Raw genomic sequence first — 12,923 nt, forward strand, 5'->3', positions numbered from 1 at the left:
TCAGCCGCGGAAGCTGCGCCGCCAGGCCAGGCCGCAGCCGTCCGGCCCGGGGTCTCAGCCGGCCAGCACCTCGAGCACCCGCGCCTCGTCCACGTCCGGCACCACCTCGGCCTTGCCGATGCCGCGCCACAGCACCAGGCGCAGGCGCCCGGCCAGGTTCTTCTTGTCCAGGCGCATGCGCTCAAGCAAGGCCTGCGGCGCCAGCCCTGCGGGCAGGTCCACCGGAAGTCCGTAGGCCAGCAGCAGCGAGCGCAGGTGCTCGGTGTCGGTGTGCGGGGCCATGCCCAGCATCGCCGACAGCCGTGCGGCCAGGACCATGCCCACCGCCACCGCTTCGCCATGCACCAGCGCGTCGCGGCCGGCGCCCGAATAGCCCTGTTCGGCCTCGATGGCGTGGCCGAAGGTGTGGCCCAGGTTGAGCAGGGCGCGCTCGCCCTTCTCCAGCGGGTCGCGTTCGACGATGGCGGCCTTGTGCTCGCAGCTGCGGGCAATGGCTTCGGCCAGGGCCGCATCGTCGCTCGCCAGCAGCGGCTCGCGCTGCTGCTCCAGCCAGGCGAAGAACTCCGGATCGCCGAGGGCTCCGTACTTGATCACTTCGGCCAGGCCCGCGCGCAGTTCGCGGGCGGGCAGGGTGCGCAGCGTGGCCGTGTCGGCTATTACCGCGCGCGGCGGATGGAACGCGCCGACCAGGTTCTTGCCCTGCGGGATGTCGACCGCGGTCTTGCCGCCGACCGAGGAGTCGACCATCGACAGCAGCGTGGTGGGCAACTGCACGCAGTCCACCCCGCGCATCCAGCAGGCCGCGGCAAAGCCGGCCATGTCGCCGATCACGCCGCCGCCCAGTGCATAGACGGTGGCATCGCGGGTAGCGCCCAGCGTGGCCAGGGCATCGATCACCTCGCCCAGGCTGGCCAGGGTCTTGTGGGCCTCGCCGGCAGCCATGACCAGGGTCGCGACCTGCAGCTCCGGCTGCGCGGCCTGCAGCGCGGCGGCAACCCGCTCGGCATACAGCGGGGCGACGTGGTCGTCGCTGACGAGCAGTGCATGGCGGCCGCGCGCGTGCGCCGCCAGTTGCGCGCTGTCATCCAGCAGCCCGGGGCCGATCCGGATCCGGTACGGCGCCGCGCCGCCCACGTCCACGCTACGAACCTTGGTCATGCCACCTCTCCACTCATGCTCCAGCGCTCGGCCAGCAGGCTGCCCAGGCGCGCGGCCGCCTCGCTGGCGGTCAATTGGTCGGTCTCCATCACCAGGTCGGCCACTTCGCGATACAGCGGTTCGCGCTGCACGGCCATGTCGCGCAACACCTGGTCACGGTCGCCGCGCTGCAGCAGCGGGCGGGTGCGGTCGCGGCCCAGCCGGCGCAGCTGTGCGTCCAGGCCTGCGACCAGGTAGACCACGAAGCCGCGTTCGCACATCAGGCGGCGGTTGCCGGCATCGAGCACCGCGCCGCCGCCGGTGGCGACCAGTTGCCTGTCGCCCGCCAGCACCTCGGCCAGCGCGCCGCGCTCGCGCTCGCGGAAACCGGCTTCGCCCACGTGCTCGAAGATGGCGGCAATGGTCGCACCGGTGCGCTGCTCGACGAACTGGTCGGCATCGACGAACACCAGGCCGAAGCGTTCGGCCAGGCGCCGTCCGATCGAAGTCTTGCCGGCACCCGTCGGGCCGACCAGCACGAGGTTGGGTGCGGGATTCATGGGGGTGGATGCTAGCACCGGGGCCAATGTCACTGCTGCAACGAAGGCCGCCATGCCGCCGCGTTAACAGTGGCAGGTCCAGGCTGCCAGTCCCGGCGCATGTGCGCCACCGGACAGGAGACGGAACATGGCGGTTGCCAAGGTCATCGAAATCAGCAGCTCTTCCAAGACCAGCATCGAGGACGCGGTGAAGAGCGGATTGAAGAAGGTTGCCGGCACGGTGCAGGGCATCCAGGGCGCCTGGATCAACGACACCAAGGTCGAGACCGACGGCGAAGGCAACGTGGTGGAGTGGCGGGTCAACCTGCGGGTGACCTTCCTGGTGCAGTAACGCCGCGCGCTGGCGGCGCCAGGCGTCGCCAGCGCATTCGCCCCCGCACACGGGCGTTGGGCGTGGTCAGCCGCCCCGCGTGCGCGGCTTAGGGATGCTCGCCGGGCACGCCACGTGCCGCATCCAGCGGCACGACCATGTCCGCCAGCGGCGGCAGGGTGCGCAATGCGTGCCTGCTGATGCGCTCGAAATGCTGGATGAAGCGCTCGAACCGTGCCGGAGCCATCCCTTCGCTGCCCGCCCGCGCGTTGCGCAGCGCCTGCTCCTGCTGCCATCGCCAGCGGTGCACGACCTCGAAGCCGGGTGCCTGCAGCAGGCACAGCACGTCCACCGCCGACCACAGGCCGGGATAGTCGCGCCCGAGCGCAGCATTGCAGTAGCGGCGCCAGCGGCCGTCGGCATCCTCGTCGCGCTCCAGCGCGTTGATCGGCGCCTGCAGCGCGGCGTCCGATTCGGGCGGCACACCCAGGCACCACCCTTCCAGCACCAGCAGGTCCAGGGGCCGGGCCGGGCGCGGCCAATGCGCTTCGGGCAGGCGGTCGTCGCCGAGCTTGTCGAAACGCGGCAGCGGCGGCGTGCGACCTGCGCGCAGTGCGTCGATGGTGGCCAGCGCCAGCGCCACGTCGTGGGTGCCCGGCGGGCCGCGCGTGGACAGCAGCGGATGCGCACCCGCGGCCAACGCCCGCCGTTGGGCAGCGGTGAGGTAGACATCGTCCAGCGACAGGCGGGCCGCCGACAATCCGTCCGCCTGCGCCGCAGCGGTCACCTGCGCGGCCAGGGTGCTCTTGCCGCTGCCCTGCAGCCCGGAAATGCCCAGCACCCGCAGGCCACCGCCCGCGCGCGCCGCACCGGCGGCGAGCACGCGCCGCACGAGCGAGGCGGGAAATGCGCTGGGCGGCGATGCGGGCATCGGTCCACAATACGTGCCCCGCTGCCGCACGTGGTGCCGTCCCCATGACCGATCCGCTGTATGCCGAAGCCGTGGACACCTTCGGCCGGCTGTTCGAGCGTGCCCGCACGCTGCCAACCGAGCCCGAACCCAATGCCATGACGGTGGCCACCGCCACCCCGGACGGGCGGCCGTCGGCGCGCACCGTGCTGCTCAAATCCTTCGATGCGCGCGGTTTCGTGTTCTACACCCACTTCGACAGCCAGAAGGGCCGCGAGCTGCAGGCCAACCCGCGTGCCGCACTGCTGCTGCTCTGGCGGAGCATGGACGAAGCGGGAGTGCAGGTGCGGGTGGAGGGCACCGTGGAGCGGGTGGAAGCGAGCGAGGCGGATGCCTATTTCCACAGCCGCCCGCGGATGAGCCAGCTCGGCGCCTGGGCCTCGCGGCAATCGTCGACGCTGGAATCGCGGCAGGCATTCGAGGCCGAACTGGCACGCGTGGACGCGCAGTTCGACGGCCGCCAGATCCCGCGTCCGCCGGGGTGGGGCGGGTTCCGGGTGGTGCCGGAGGCGTTCGAGTTCTGGTACGGCGCCGGGTTCCGCCTGCACGAGCGCTGGCGTTACGAGCGCGCCGCCGCTGGCACCTGGTCAAAGCGCATGCTGCAACCCTGAAGGCCGCCGCGTCAGGCGCCTTCCAGGGCCACGCCGCTGCCAGCCAGCGCTGGGCCCAGCCAGCAATGGGAGCCGGCCGCGGTGAAACCCGCGGCACCCAACCGGCGCCGGTACCAGGCCGCCGCGCGTGGCTGGAAGCCGTCGGTGTCGCCTTCGAAGGCATCTTCGGCGGTGAACGTCTCCAGGAACGCCACCCCGCCACACAGCTCGGCCAGGCCGGGCAGCCCGCGCAGCAGTTCGCGCGAGGGCAGGTAATGCAGCACGTCGGCGCAGACCAGCAGGTCGGCCGGCGCGCACGGCCGCAACCAGGCGAAATCCCCGAAGCGGGCCAGGTGCAGGTTGCGCCGCGCGCCGTGGCGGGCTACCGCGTACTGGCTGGAATCGAAGCCCAGGTAGCGCGCCTTCGGCCGCAGCTTGAGCAGCGGCGCGCGCCACGCGCCCTCGCCGCAGCCGATGTCCAGCACCGTGCGCACCGGGCGCTCCAGGTAGTACTCGGCCACCGCCAGCGCCAGGGCGACCTTGCGCGCCAGGCGCCGGGGATCCTGGATGGTGCGGCCGCGGTACCAGCGCTGGAAGTAGGCGCGGTCGTAGATCTTGGTGTCTGACATGAGGCAAGCGTACCGGAATGGCGGCGCGCTCCGCCGCCGGCACGCGGCGGGGTTCGACAGCCGCGGCACCATCGTCGAGAATCCCCATCCCTATCCTGCCGCGAGCACGCGCATGCCTGCCATCGATCCGGGCCAGACCTATTTCTGGGTGAAGGCGCTGCACCTGTTGTTCGTGATGGCCTGGGTGGCGGCCGGGTTCTACCTGCCGCGGATCCTGGTCAACCTGCGCGAAGCCGGTGCCGAGCCGGCGGTGCAGGCGCGGCTGGTGCTGATGGGGCGCCGGCTGTACCGCTTCGGGCACGTCATGTTCGGCCTGGCGGTGGTGTTGGGCCTGGTGCTGTGGCTGGGCTACCGGGTGGTGGATGGGTTCCCGACGATGGTCGGCTCGCCGGCTGGCTGGCTGCACGCCAAGCTCACCCTGGTGGCCTTGCTGCTGGCGCACTTCATCGTGGCCGGGCGCTGGCTCAAGGGCGCCGCGGCGCGTGGCCTGCCTTCGGTGCGCGCGCTGAAGGTGTTCAACGAAGTGCCGGTGTTGTTGCTGCTGCTGGTGATCTGGCTGGTGCTGGCCAAGCCGTTCTGAGGCGTTGCGCCCGGCCAGCCCGGCGGGGTGCTCAATCGCTGCGCTGGAACCGCACCGGCTCCGGCAATTCCACCGGCACGCCGTTGGCGTCGCAGGTGCCAGCCGCGCACAGGCGTGCGCGCAGCGCCGGGGTGGCCTGCACGATGATGTGGTGGATCACGTTCTGTTCGAGCGTGCCGCGCACCGCGCCGCTGCCCGGGCCGCGCGCCCAGATGCCGACGTCGTCGCCGCCGTGCGATTCGGACGACATCGGTACCAGTGCTTCCTGCAGGTAATCCGGGTGCGTGGTGTCGACATTGCCCAGGTCCGGCCGGCCGTGTGCGGGCTGGATCGACGACGGGGCGTGCGGATGGGTCTTCGGCCCGGCCGGCTGGCGGTTGCTGGCACCGGTGTGGCCGGGGCCGTTGGCATAGCCCAGGGTGGTGTAGGGCAGGCCTGCGGCATCGCGCGCGGAAGGGCCGGGCTGCCCGTCGTCGCCGGCCGCGCCGCGTACCGTGCCCAGGATCGGGTTCCCGCGCGCCGGGTAGCCGGCGAAGGTCAGCGTGTGCGAGTGGTCGGCGGTAACCAGGATCAGGGTGTCCGCGGCCGAGGTCATCTCCACCGCGGTGCGCACCGCATCGGACATGGCCACGGTTTCGTCCAGTGCGCGGTAGGCGTTGCCCTGGTGATGGGCGTGGTCGATGCGTGCGCCCTCCACCATCAACACGTAGCCGCCGGGTTCGCGCGACAGGTGGCGGATCGCCGCAGCGGTCAGCTCGGCAAGTGAGGGCTCGGCGGCCCGGTCGCGCTCGTGCTCGAACTGCATGTGGTCGGGCTCGAACAGGCCCAGCAGCGCCGGTGCGCCGGTGGCCGCCTGCAACTGCGCGCGGTTCCACACATAGGCGCCACCCGGATGGGCATCCTTCCACTCGGCGACAAGATCGCGTCCGTCCTGGCGCAGGCCGCTCCTGTGCGGATACTCCGGGTCGCGCTGGCTGGCCGGCATGAACTGGCCGCGGCCACCGCCGAGCATCACCCGCAGGCCGGGCCCGTAGGGCGTGGCCAGCAGTTGCCTGGCGATATCGATGCAGCCCTGCTTCGCCGCGGCCGCCGGCAGGGTCGTGTCGCTTTCCCAGTTGCGGTCCGGGACATGGGCCCAGGTTGCGGCCGGGGTGGCGTGGGTGAGCCGCGCGGTGCTGACGATGCCGGCGCCCATGCCGGCACTGTCGGCCAGTTGCAGCCAGGTCAGCAGATGCTTGGCGGAGCTGTCGGCGCAGTCGTGGCGGTTGCCGGCCGAGACCCCGATCGCTCCCGCATGGGTCTTCACCCCCGTGGTGATGGCGGTCATGGTGCCGGCCGAGTCGGGGGTCTGCGCATCGGTGTTGTAGGTCTTGCTGAAGCCGGTGTGCGGAAAGTGCTCCCAGCCCAGCAGGTTCTCCTCGCCGCGCCCGCCGGTGCGCTGGCCTTCGAGGATGCGCGCGGCGGCCACGGTGGTCAGGCTCATGCCGTCGCCCAGGAACAGGATCACGTTGCGCGCGTTTCCGGCCATGGCGCCATTGGCCGCAGCGCGCAGGGCGCCGCTGCGGTACCACCCTTGCGGGGTCTCGTCGGCCGGCGCGGTGGTGTGCGCTGCCGCGCCCACGGCCGTTGCGGCGGCTGGCCGGTGGTGGTGGGTGGTGCGGGGAGCGACGCAGGCCGCGAGCAGGACGGTGCACGCCGCGGCGAGCGCAGGTGGGGGCAATCGGGTACGGCAGCGGTGCATTGCAGGCTCCAGCATGGCGCCTGCTGGCTGCTACGCCAGTACGGTGGCGCCACACGCGCAGGCGCGGTCGGGTGGGACGCGGTGATTATGCCGTCACGTGCACGTCGCGCCGATGACACCACGCTGTTGCGGAACCGTCATCGTCAGCGTCGCCGGGGCAAGGTATCGTGCCGGCGTCGCCGTTCCCGGATCGCCCATGCAACTGGTCAAGGCCTGGTTGGCCATCCCTTTCTGGCAGCGTGTGCTGGCCGGGTTCGTGCTTGGCGCGTTGGCGGGCTGGCTGATGGGCCCGGCGGCCAAGACCTGGCTGGAGCCGCTGGGCACCGTCTACGTCACCCTGATCCGGATGATCGCCGTGCCGCTGGTGCTGTTCGCGGTGATCCACGCAGTGGCCTCGCTGCACGGGCAGAAGTCGATGGCCTCGCTGGGCGGGCGCACATTTGCCTGGTTTGCCGCCACCGCCGCGCTGGCAGTGTGCATGGGCCTGGGCGTGGGTCTGGTGCTGCGGCCGGGCGAGGGCCTGGAAGCCCTGGAGATGGCCGCCGGCTACACCGTGCGCGAGGTGCCCACGCCGGTGCAGGTGCTGCTGGACGTGGTGCCCTCCAACCCGTTCATGGCGCTGGCCGAGGGCAGGATCCTGCAGGTGATCTTCTTTGCCGGCCTGCTCGGCTTTGCCCTGGTGAAGCTGGGCGAGCGCACCGCGCGGCTGCGCGCGCTGGCCGGCGAGGCCAGCGAGGCGATGATCCAGGTCACCCGCTTCGTGCTGGAGATGACCCCGCTGGGCACCTTCGGCCTGATCGCCGGGCTGGTCGGCAGCTACGGTTTCCAGAAGCTGCTGCCGCTGGGCAGCTTCGTGTTCGCCCTGTACCTGGCCTGCGCGCTGCACATCGTGCTGACCTACGCCGGGTTGTTGCTGGCGCACGGGCTGAACCCGCTGAAGTTCTTCCGCGGCGCGGCGCCCGGCATGCAGGTGGCCTTCGTCAGCTCGTCGAGCTTTGCCTCGATGCCCGTGGCCCTGCGCAGCGTCACCCACAACCTGGGCGTGGACCGCGACTACGCCGCCTTTGCGGTGCCGCTGGGCGCGAGCATCAAGATGGACGGCTGCGGCGCGATCTACCCGGCGCTGACCAGCGTGTTCGTGGCCCAGTATTTCGGCCTGGACCTGTCGGCCAACCAGTATTTCGTGATCCTGCTGGCCTCGGTGCTGGGCAGCTTCGGCACCGCCGGGGTGCCGGGCACGGCGATCGTGATGGTCACCCTGGTGCTGAGCGCGGCCGGCCTGCCGCTGGAAGGCATCGGCTATCTGGTGGCGATCGACCGGGTGCTGGACATGATGCGCACGATGACCAACGTCACCGGGCAGATGCTGGTGCCGGTGCTGGTGGCCAAGGAAACCGGGCTGCTGGACCAGGAGGTCTACGCCCGCGCCTCCAGCAACGTCGGCCTGGAGGACGTGCCGACCTCGTAGCCGCGGCCTTGCCGGCTACAGCGCGACGCGGCGCGCCTGCATGAAGCGGTTGCCCCAGTAGCCGGTGGCCAGGCTGTCCACGCGCACGTCCTTGCCGCGGCTGGGCGCATGCAGGAACTGGCCGTCACCGACGTAGATGCCGACATGGTTGACCCGGCCGCGCAGGCCGAAGAACACCAGGTCGCCGGGCGTCAGCAGGTCGCGGTCGCGAATCAGCTCGGCGTCGGCCTTGGTGGCCATTTCGCGCGAGACCCGCGGCAGTTCGATTCCCAGCGCGTTGCGGAACACGTAGCCGACCAGGCCGCTGCAGTCGAAGCCGCTGTCCGGCGAGGTGCCGCCCCAGCGGTAGGGCGTGCCCAGCAGCGACATCGCCGCCTTGAGCACCTGTTGCACGCCGCCTTCCGGCGCCGACTGCTGGCTGCGGGCGGGGACGGCCTGGGTCAGGTCATAGGCGGCCAGCAGGCGGCTGATGTCGCCGGCGAACATGGCCGAGCGATCCAGCAGCGGCAGGCTGTCGTTGCCGGCAAGGTGCGGCAGCAGGGCCGCCAGGGTGGCGTTGGCGGCGGCATCGGCCTTCTGTCGCAGGCCACCGGACGCGGCGGCCGGAGCAGCCGGAGCCGCCGGTAATGTGGAGGCTGCGGCAGCGGGCGCGCCTGCATTCGTTGGCACTGCGGCCAGCTGCACGGCCGGGTCCACCAGCAGCGGAGCGGGCATGTGCTGGGTGGCCAGCGGCTCGGGTTCGATCGGGGCCGGCTCCGGCGCAGCCAGCAAGGGCGCGCAGGGCAGGGCCAGCAACAGCGGCAGGGCCACGCGCGCAAACAGGTGCGGGCGGGCGCGGCAGGGAACGGTGGCCGTTGGGTCTCGGAGCGTCACGCGACAGTCACAGGGCGGAAACCGGGCGATCATGCCCACTCGATGGCCGCGGAATGTTCAAACGGTGTTAAATCGCCGCCGATCCGGCGGTCGCACCCAGGTGCCGGTTCAGCGCAGGACCCGGCGGGCGCCGGTGTAGTGGTCGCGCCAGTACGGCCCGTCCAGGCGGTCCAGGCGGACCGTGCCGCCGCTGCTGGGAGCGTGCACGAAGCGGCCCTCGCCGACGTAGATGCCGACGTGGCTGACGTTGCCGCCGCTGCCGAAGAACACCAGGTCGCCGCTGGCCAGCCGTTGCGGCTGCAGGCGCGGCCCCTGCAGGGCCGCCAGTTCGCGCGAGGTGCGCGGCAGCTTCAGGTCGAGCATGTCCCGATAGACGTAATTGACCAGGCCGCTGCAGTCGAAGCCGGATTCGGGGGTATTGCCGCCATAGCGGTAGGGCGTGCCGACCAGGCTCAGCGCGCGCAGGGTCACCGCGTTGGCCGCGGCCGGGTCGCCGGGGGTCACCTGTGGCCAGTGCTGCGTGGCCTCAGGCCCCGGGCGCACCGGCGGGGCGCTCGAACAGCCAGCCAGCAAGCCGCCCGCCAGCAAGGCCGCCAGCGCCAATGCAGCCCACGGCCGCGCCGGAACTGGCACCGCCGGGGAAGGGGCTGGATAATGCGGGACTTTCCTCACGGTGGTCATCATGGCCGCTGTTCCCCGCGGCAGACAAGCCGCCCACCGCCGCCGCCTTGCCGGCAGCCCTTTCCGAGTCACGCATGAAGATCGAGAAAGACCGCGTCGTCCGCTTCCACTACACCGTCTCCGAAGTCGGCCAGGAGCCGCTGGAGTCCTCCCGCGAGAGCGACCCGATCGCAATCCTGATCGGCCACGGCAACATCATCCCCGGGCTGGAGGCGGCATTGCAGGACCGCGCCGCCGGCGACAGCTTCGGCGTGGACGTGCCGGCCGCCGACGCCTACGGCGAGCGCCGCGACGGCCTGGGCCAGCGCATCCCCAAGAAGCATTTCGGCGACACCCGGCTGCAGCCCGGCATGCAGGTGGTGCTGCAGACCAACTTCGGCCCGCGCGCCGTGACCGTGCAGAAGGTCGGGCACAGCGTGGTGGACGTGGACCTCAACCACCCGATGGCCGGCAAGGACCTGCATTTCGACGTGGAGATCGTCGAGGTGCGCGAGGCCAGCGCCGAGGAAATCGAGCACGGCCACGTCCACGGCGACGGCGGCCACCACCACTGAGCCTGCTTTGGCCGGTGCCGCGGTGGTCGGAGGGCGGGCCCGCGATGGCCTGCCCGGTCCCCGGGTGCGGTGTTGCTAGAATCGGTCCGCGACCCCGGTCCGGCCCACGGCCGTGACCCGGACCCCCCATCTCGGAGTCTTCATGGTCTGGAATACCCCCGGCAAGGGCGGCGACAACCCCGGCGGCCCGCGCCGCAACCCCTGGCCACCGCGCCGGCCTTCGGGCGGCGGCCCCGGCGACGTGCTGGCGCGGTTGCGCGACATGTTCGGCGGCGATGGCGGCAGCATCGTCCGCTGGGTGCTGCTCGGCCTTGCCCTGCTGGTGCTGCTGAGCAGTTTCCAGCTGGTCGGCGAGCAGCAGCGCGGCGTGGTCCTGCGCTTCGGCCAGTTCGCCCGGGTGATGCAGCCCGGCCCCAACCTGAAGTGGCCGTGGCCGATCGAGCGCGTGATCAAGGTCAACGCGACCCAGATCAAGACCTTCAGCAATACCGTGCCGGTCCTGACCCGCGACGAGAACATCGTCAACGTGGCCATGAACGTGCAGTACCGGGTGGGCGACCCGCGCCTGTACCTGTTCGGCTCGCGCAATGCCGACCGGGTACTGGAGCAGGTGGCCCAGAGCGTGGTCCGCGAACAGGTGGGCCGCGCCACCCTGGATACCGTGCTGGGTGCACGCGGGCCGCTGTCGGTCAGCGCCTCCGGGCAGTTGCAGGCCTCGCTGGACGCCTACCGCACCGGCCTGGTGGTGACCGAGCTCAACCTGCAGGACGCGCGCCCGCCGGAGGAGGTCAAGCCGGCCTTCGACGAGGTCAACAGCGCCCAGCAGATCAAGGACCAGTTGATCAACGAGGCCCGCGCCTACGCGGCCAAGGTGGTGCCCGAGGCGCGCGGTGAGGCGGCCCGCAGGCGCACCGTGTCCGAGGGTTACAAGGAAGCCAAGATTGCCAAGGCGCAAGGCGACGTGGCCCGGTTCGACCTGCTGCGCGACGAATACCGGCAGGCTCCGGAAGTCACCCGCAAGCGCCTGTGGCTGGAAACCGTGGAGGACGTCCTGGCCCGCAACCGCAAGGTGGTGGGCGGCGATGGCCGCCAGTTGATCTACGTGCCGATGCCCGGCGGTGCCGCGCCTCCGGCCCAGGCCGTGGCCGAGACCCTGCTGCCGGCCATCGAAAGCAGCCCCGAGCCGCTGCGCAGCGGCAACCGTGACCCGCAGCGCGGCGGTCGCGAGGAGGTGAACCGATGAGATACCCACTGTGGATCGCGCTGGCGGTCACCGCCGTGCTGGGCCTGCTCGGCTCGGTGTACGTGGTGCGCGAGGACCAGGTCGGCCTGGTGCTGAACCTGGGCCGCGTGGCCCGCACCGACATCGGCCCCGGCCTGCACATGAAGTGGCCGCTGGTGGAGACGGCGCGGGTGTTCGACCGCCGCTTCAGCCTGGTCGACTTCTCGCCCGAGCGCTACCTGACCTCCGAGCGCAAGGACGTCGCCGTGGATTTCGTGGCGATCGGCTACATCGACGACGTGCGTGCGTTCTATCGCGCCACCGGCGGCGACGAGGGTGCCGCGGCCGACCGCCTGGCCCCGATCATCAAGGATTCGCTGCGCAACGAGATCAACGCCCGCACCCTGACCCAGCTGGTGTCCGGCGACCGCAGCGAGGTGATCGCCAAGCAGCTGGAAGGCATCAATCGCGGCGCGATCACCCTGGGCATGCGGATCGTCGATATCCGCCTCAAGCAGATCGACCTGCCCACCGACAGCGACGTGATCAAGCAGGTCTACGACCGCATGCGCGCCGAGCGCAAGCAGGTGGCCAGCGCGCTGCGCGCCGAGGGCGAGGAACAGGCGCGCACCGTGCGTGCGCAGGCCGACCGCGACCAGGCGGTGATCGTGGCCGAGGCCGAGCGCGACGCACAGCGGCTGCGTGGCGAGGGCGACGCCCAGGCCGCGCGGCTGTACGCGCAGGCGGCCAATGCCGACCCGGCGTTCTACGCGTTCTACCGCAGCCTGGAGGCCTACCGCGCATCCTTTGCCGACGGCCAGGGTGTGGTCGTGCTCGACCAGGATGACCCGTTCCTGCAGTACATGAAGAACGATCGCTGATGCCGCCCGAACTGCTTCCGGCGCTGTGCCTGGTGGTGGTGCTGGAGGGGCTGTTCCTGTTCGTGGCGCCGCAGTTGTGGCGGCGGACCATGGAGCAGCTCCTGGCCCAGCCGCCTTCGATCCTGCGCAAGCTGGGGGCAGGGATGCTGGTGGTCGGGCTGATCGCGCTGTGGTGGTCGCGGGCCGGCTGAGCCAGCGATGCGCCCGTAGTGCAAGTGGTTGATTGACAAGGGCAACCCAGTTGCGGGGCTTGCCTGGTGCCCGCCTGGCCGGGTAAACTCCGCGCCCATTTCCCCCTACATGAGCGGCGACCACAGTCGCCTGGAATCGCTATGGCCCGTATCACCGTCGAAGATTGCCTGGAAGTGGTCGACAACCGCTTCGAACTGGTCATGCTGGCCGCCCGCCGCGCACGCCAGCTCGCCAATGGCGTGCCGGCCACCCTCGAAAACGAGGACAGCGACGACAAGCCGACCGTGCTTGCACTGCGCGAGATCGCCGCGCAGACGGTGGATGCGGCGCTGATCGACGAAGTCGACAAGGCCGAGCGCGAGCGCGCCGAGCGCGAAGCCCTGGAGTGGGCCGCCGCCGAAGTCGTGGCCGACGACGACCTTGCCAAGGGCGACGACTGATCCCACGCCGGCATCCATCGCCCGTGATTGCCGACGGCCCGCTTGCGCGGGCCGTTTGCGTTTGCGCCTGCGGTACCCGATACCCGCACCGGCGT

The 12,923-nt window shown here is 71.1% G+C and carries 16 protein-coding genes; 9 read left to right on the forward strand and 7 right to left on the reverse strand.

Annotated elements, in window-relative coordinates:
- Positions 1–54: 54 nt before the first annotated feature.
- Both aroB and ACEJ41_RS02645 read right to left on the reverse strand, forming a co-directional pair.
- Entirely contained in the window at positions 55–1,158 is a 1,104-nt protein-coding gene (gene aroB, locus ACEJ41_RS02640) for a 3-dehydroquinate synthase (RefSeq protein WP_374013252.1), read from the reverse strand.
- Positions 1,155–1,697 carry a shikimate kinase gene (locus ACEJ41_RS02645; RefSeq protein ID WP_374013253.1) on the reverse strand — a complete coding sequence of 181 codons (543 nt, stop codon included), beginning with the start codon at positions 1,695–1,697 and terminating at the stop codon, positions 1,155–1,157. The genes aroB and ACEJ41_RS02645 overlap by 4 nt, the downstream gene beginning before the upstream one ends.
- Before the next feature lie 127 nt (positions 1,698–1,824).
- On the opposite strand from ACEJ41_RS02645, the gene ACEJ41_RS02650 reads away from it, so the two are divergent.
- Positions 1,825–2,028 carry a dodecin family protein gene (locus tag ACEJ41_RS02650; RefSeq protein ID WP_374013254.1) on the forward strand — a complete coding sequence of 68 codons (204 nt, stop codon included), beginning with the start codon at positions 1,825–1,827 and terminating at the stop codon, positions 2,026–2,028.
- Between the two features lie 88 nt (positions 2,029–2,116).
- Here the strand turns inward: ACEJ41_RS02650 and ACEJ41_RS02655 are convergent, their stop codons facing one another.
- Positions 2,117–2,938, reverse strand: a complete 822-nt coding sequence (locus tag ACEJ41_RS02655; protein WP_374013255.1) for a kinase — start codon at positions 2,936–2,938, stop codon at positions 2,117–2,119.
- Between the two features lie 44 nt (positions 2,939–2,982).
- Here ACEJ41_RS02655 and pdxH point away from each other — a divergent pair, with 44 nt between their 5' ends.
- Positions 2,983–3,588 (forward strand): pyridoxamine 5'-phosphate oxidase, encoded by a 606-nt coding sequence (gene pdxH, locus ACEJ41_RS02660; protein WP_374013256.1) that lies wholly within the window; start codon positions 2,983–2,985, stop codon positions 3,586–3,588.
- 11 nt (positions 3,589–3,599) lie between these two features.
- On the opposite strand, the gene ACEJ41_RS02665 is transcribed toward pdxH, so the two are convergent.
- A complete protein-coding gene (locus ACEJ41_RS02665; protein ID WP_374013257.1) occupies positions 3,600–4,196 on the reverse strand; it encodes a class I SAM-dependent methyltransferase in 597 nt (198 codons plus the stop codon).
- A 112-nt stretch (positions 4,197–4,308) separates the two neighbouring features.
- Between ACEJ41_RS02665 and ACEJ41_RS02670 the strand changes: the two genes are divergently transcribed.
- Positions 4,309–4,776, forward strand: coding sequence for a CopD family protein (locus ACEJ41_RS02670; RefSeq protein ID WP_374013258.1), 468 nt, complete (start codon positions 4,309–4,311; stop codon positions 4,774–4,776).
- Positions 4,777–4,807: 31 nt separating this feature from the next.
- Here ACEJ41_RS02670 and ACEJ41_RS02675 read toward each other — a convergent pair whose 3' ends face one another.
- Positions 4,808–6,517 (reverse strand): alkaline phosphatase, encoded by a 1,710-nt coding sequence (locus ACEJ41_RS02675; protein WP_374013259.1) that lies wholly within the window; start codon positions 6,515–6,517, stop codon positions 4,808–4,810.
- Between the two features lie 196 nt (positions 6,518–6,713).
- On the opposite strand from ACEJ41_RS02675, the gene ACEJ41_RS02680 reads away from it, so the two are divergent.
- A complete protein-coding gene (locus tag ACEJ41_RS02680; protein WP_374013260.1) occupies positions 6,714–7,985 on the forward strand; it encodes a dicarboxylate/amino acid:cation symporter in 1,272 nt (423 codons plus the stop codon).
- Positions 7,986–8,000: 15 nt separating this feature from the next.
- Here the strand turns inward: ACEJ41_RS02680 and ACEJ41_RS02685 are convergent, their stop codons facing one another.
- Positions 8,001–8,699 carry a C40 family peptidase gene (locus ACEJ41_RS02685; RefSeq protein ID WP_374014046.1) on the reverse strand — a complete coding sequence of 233 codons (699 nt, stop codon included), beginning with the start codon at positions 8,697–8,699 and terminating at the stop codon, positions 8,001–8,003.
- 267 nt (positions 8,700–8,966) lie between these two features.
- The gene (locus tag ACEJ41_RS02690) at positions 8,967–9,539 is read right to left on the reverse strand and encodes a C40 family peptidase (protein WP_374014047.1); all 573 of its coding nucleotides are present in this window, start codon (positions 9,537–9,539) and stop codon (positions 8,967–8,969) included.
- Positions 9,540–9,613: 74 nt separating this feature from the next.
- On the opposite strand from ACEJ41_RS02690, the gene ACEJ41_RS02695 reads away from it, so the two are divergent.
- The 5 genes from ACEJ41_RS02695 (at position 9,614) to rpoZ (ending at position 12,828) form a co-directional block, all read left to right on the forward strand.
- On the forward strand, positions 9,614–10,093 hold the full coding sequence (locus ACEJ41_RS02695) for a peptidylprolyl isomerase (protein ID WP_374013261.1): 480 nt from the start codon (positions 9,614–9,616) through the stop codon (positions 10,091–10,093).
- Positions 10,094–10,235: 142 nt separating this feature from the next.
- Entirely contained in the window at positions 10,236–11,336 is a 1,101-nt protein-coding gene (hflK, locus tag ACEJ41_RS02700; RefSeq protein WP_374013262.1) for an FtsH protease activity modulator HflK, read from the forward strand.
- On the forward strand, positions 11,333–12,196 hold the full coding sequence (hflC, locus tag ACEJ41_RS02705) for a protease modulator HflC (protein WP_374013263.1): 864 nt from the start codon (positions 11,333–11,335) through the stop codon (positions 12,194–12,196). Before hflK ends, hflC begins: the two co-directional genes overlap by 4 nt.
- Entirely contained in the window at positions 12,196–12,387 is a 192-nt protein-coding gene (locus ACEJ41_RS02710; RefSeq protein ID WP_374013264.1) for a DUF2065 domain-containing protein, read from the forward strand. The genes hflC and ACEJ41_RS02710 overlap by 1 nt, the downstream gene beginning before the upstream one ends.
- 141 nt (positions 12,388–12,528) lie before the next feature.
- Positions 12,529–12,828, forward strand: a complete 300-nt coding sequence (rpoZ, locus tag ACEJ41_RS02715; protein WP_374013265.1) for a DNA-directed RNA polymerase subunit omega — start codon at positions 12,529–12,531, stop codon at positions 12,826–12,828.
- The last annotated feature ends 95 nt before the right edge of the window (positions 12,829–12,923 follow it).

It is taken from the genome of Pseudoxanthomonas koreensis (genome assembly GCF_041890415.1).
GTDB classification, from domain to species: domain Bacteria; phylum Pseudomonadota; class Gammaproteobacteria; order Xanthomonadales; family Xanthomonadaceae; genus Pseudoxanthomonas; species Pseudoxanthomonas koreensis_A.

Bases quoted from the DNA above. Each gene is read 5' to 3' on its own strand.
- ACEJ41_RS02680 (WP_374013260.1), top strand. From the start codon at position 6,714: ATGCAACTGGTCAAGGCCTGGTTGGCCATCCCTTTCTGGCAGCGTGTG.
- ACEJ41_RS02655 (WP_374013255.1), bottom strand. From the start codon at position 2,938: ATGCCCGCATCGCCGCCCAGCGCATTTCCCGCCTCGCTCGTGCGGCGC.
- ACEJ41_RS02690 (WP_374014047.1), bottom strand. From the start codon at position 9,539: ATGACCACCGTGAGGAAAGTCCCGCATTATCCAGCCCCTTCCCCGGCG.
- hflC (WP_374013263.1), top strand. From the start codon at position 11,333: ATGAGATACCCACTGTGGATCGCGCTGGCGGTCACCGCCGTGCTGGGC.
- ACEJ41_RS02645 (WP_374013253.1), bottom strand. From the start codon at position 1,697: ATGAATCCCGCACCCAACCTCGTGCTGGTCGGCCCGACGGGTGCCGGC.
- ACEJ41_RS02675 (WP_374013259.1), bottom strand. From the start codon at position 6,517: ATGCACCGCTGCCGTACCCGATTGCCCCCACCTGCGCTCGCCGCGGCG.
- pdxH (WP_374013256.1), top strand. From the start codon at position 2,983: ATGACCGATCCGCTGTATGCCGAAGCCGTGGACACCTTCGGCCGGCTG.
- aroB (WP_374013252.1), bottom strand. From the start codon at position 1,158: ATGACCAAGGTTCGTAGCGTGGACGTGGGCGGCGCGGCGCCGTACCGG.
- ACEJ41_RS02685 (WP_374014046.1), bottom strand. From the start codon at position 8,699: ATGCCCGCTCCGCTGCTGGTGGACCCGGCCGTGCAGCTGGCCGCAGTG.
- ACEJ41_RS02670 (WP_374013258.1), top strand. From the start codon at position 4,309: ATGCCTGCCATCGATCCGGGCCAGACCTATTTCTGGGTGAAGGCGCTG.
- rpoZ (WP_374013265.1), top strand. From the start codon at position 12,529: ATGGCCCGTATCACCGTCGAAGATTGCCTGGAAGTGGTCGACAACCGC.
- ACEJ41_RS02665 (WP_374013257.1), bottom strand. From the start codon at position 4,196: ATGTCAGACACCAAGATCTACGACCGCGCCTACTTCCAGCGCTGGTAC.
- ACEJ41_RS02710 (WP_374013264.1), top strand. From the start codon at position 12,196: ATGCCGCCCGAACTGCTTCCGGCGCTGTGCCTGGTGGTGGTGCTGGAG.
- hflK (WP_374013262.1), top strand. From the start codon at position 10,236: ATGGTCTGGAATACCCCCGGCAAGGGCGGCGACAACCCCGGCGGCCCG.
- ACEJ41_RS02695 (WP_374013261.1), top strand. From the start codon at position 9,614: ATGAAGATCGAGAAAGACCGCGTCGTCCGCTTCCACTACACCGTCTCC.
- ACEJ41_RS02650 (WP_374013254.1), top strand. From the start codon at position 1,825: ATGGCGGTTGCCAAGGTCATCGAAATCAGCAGCTCTTCCAAGACCAGC.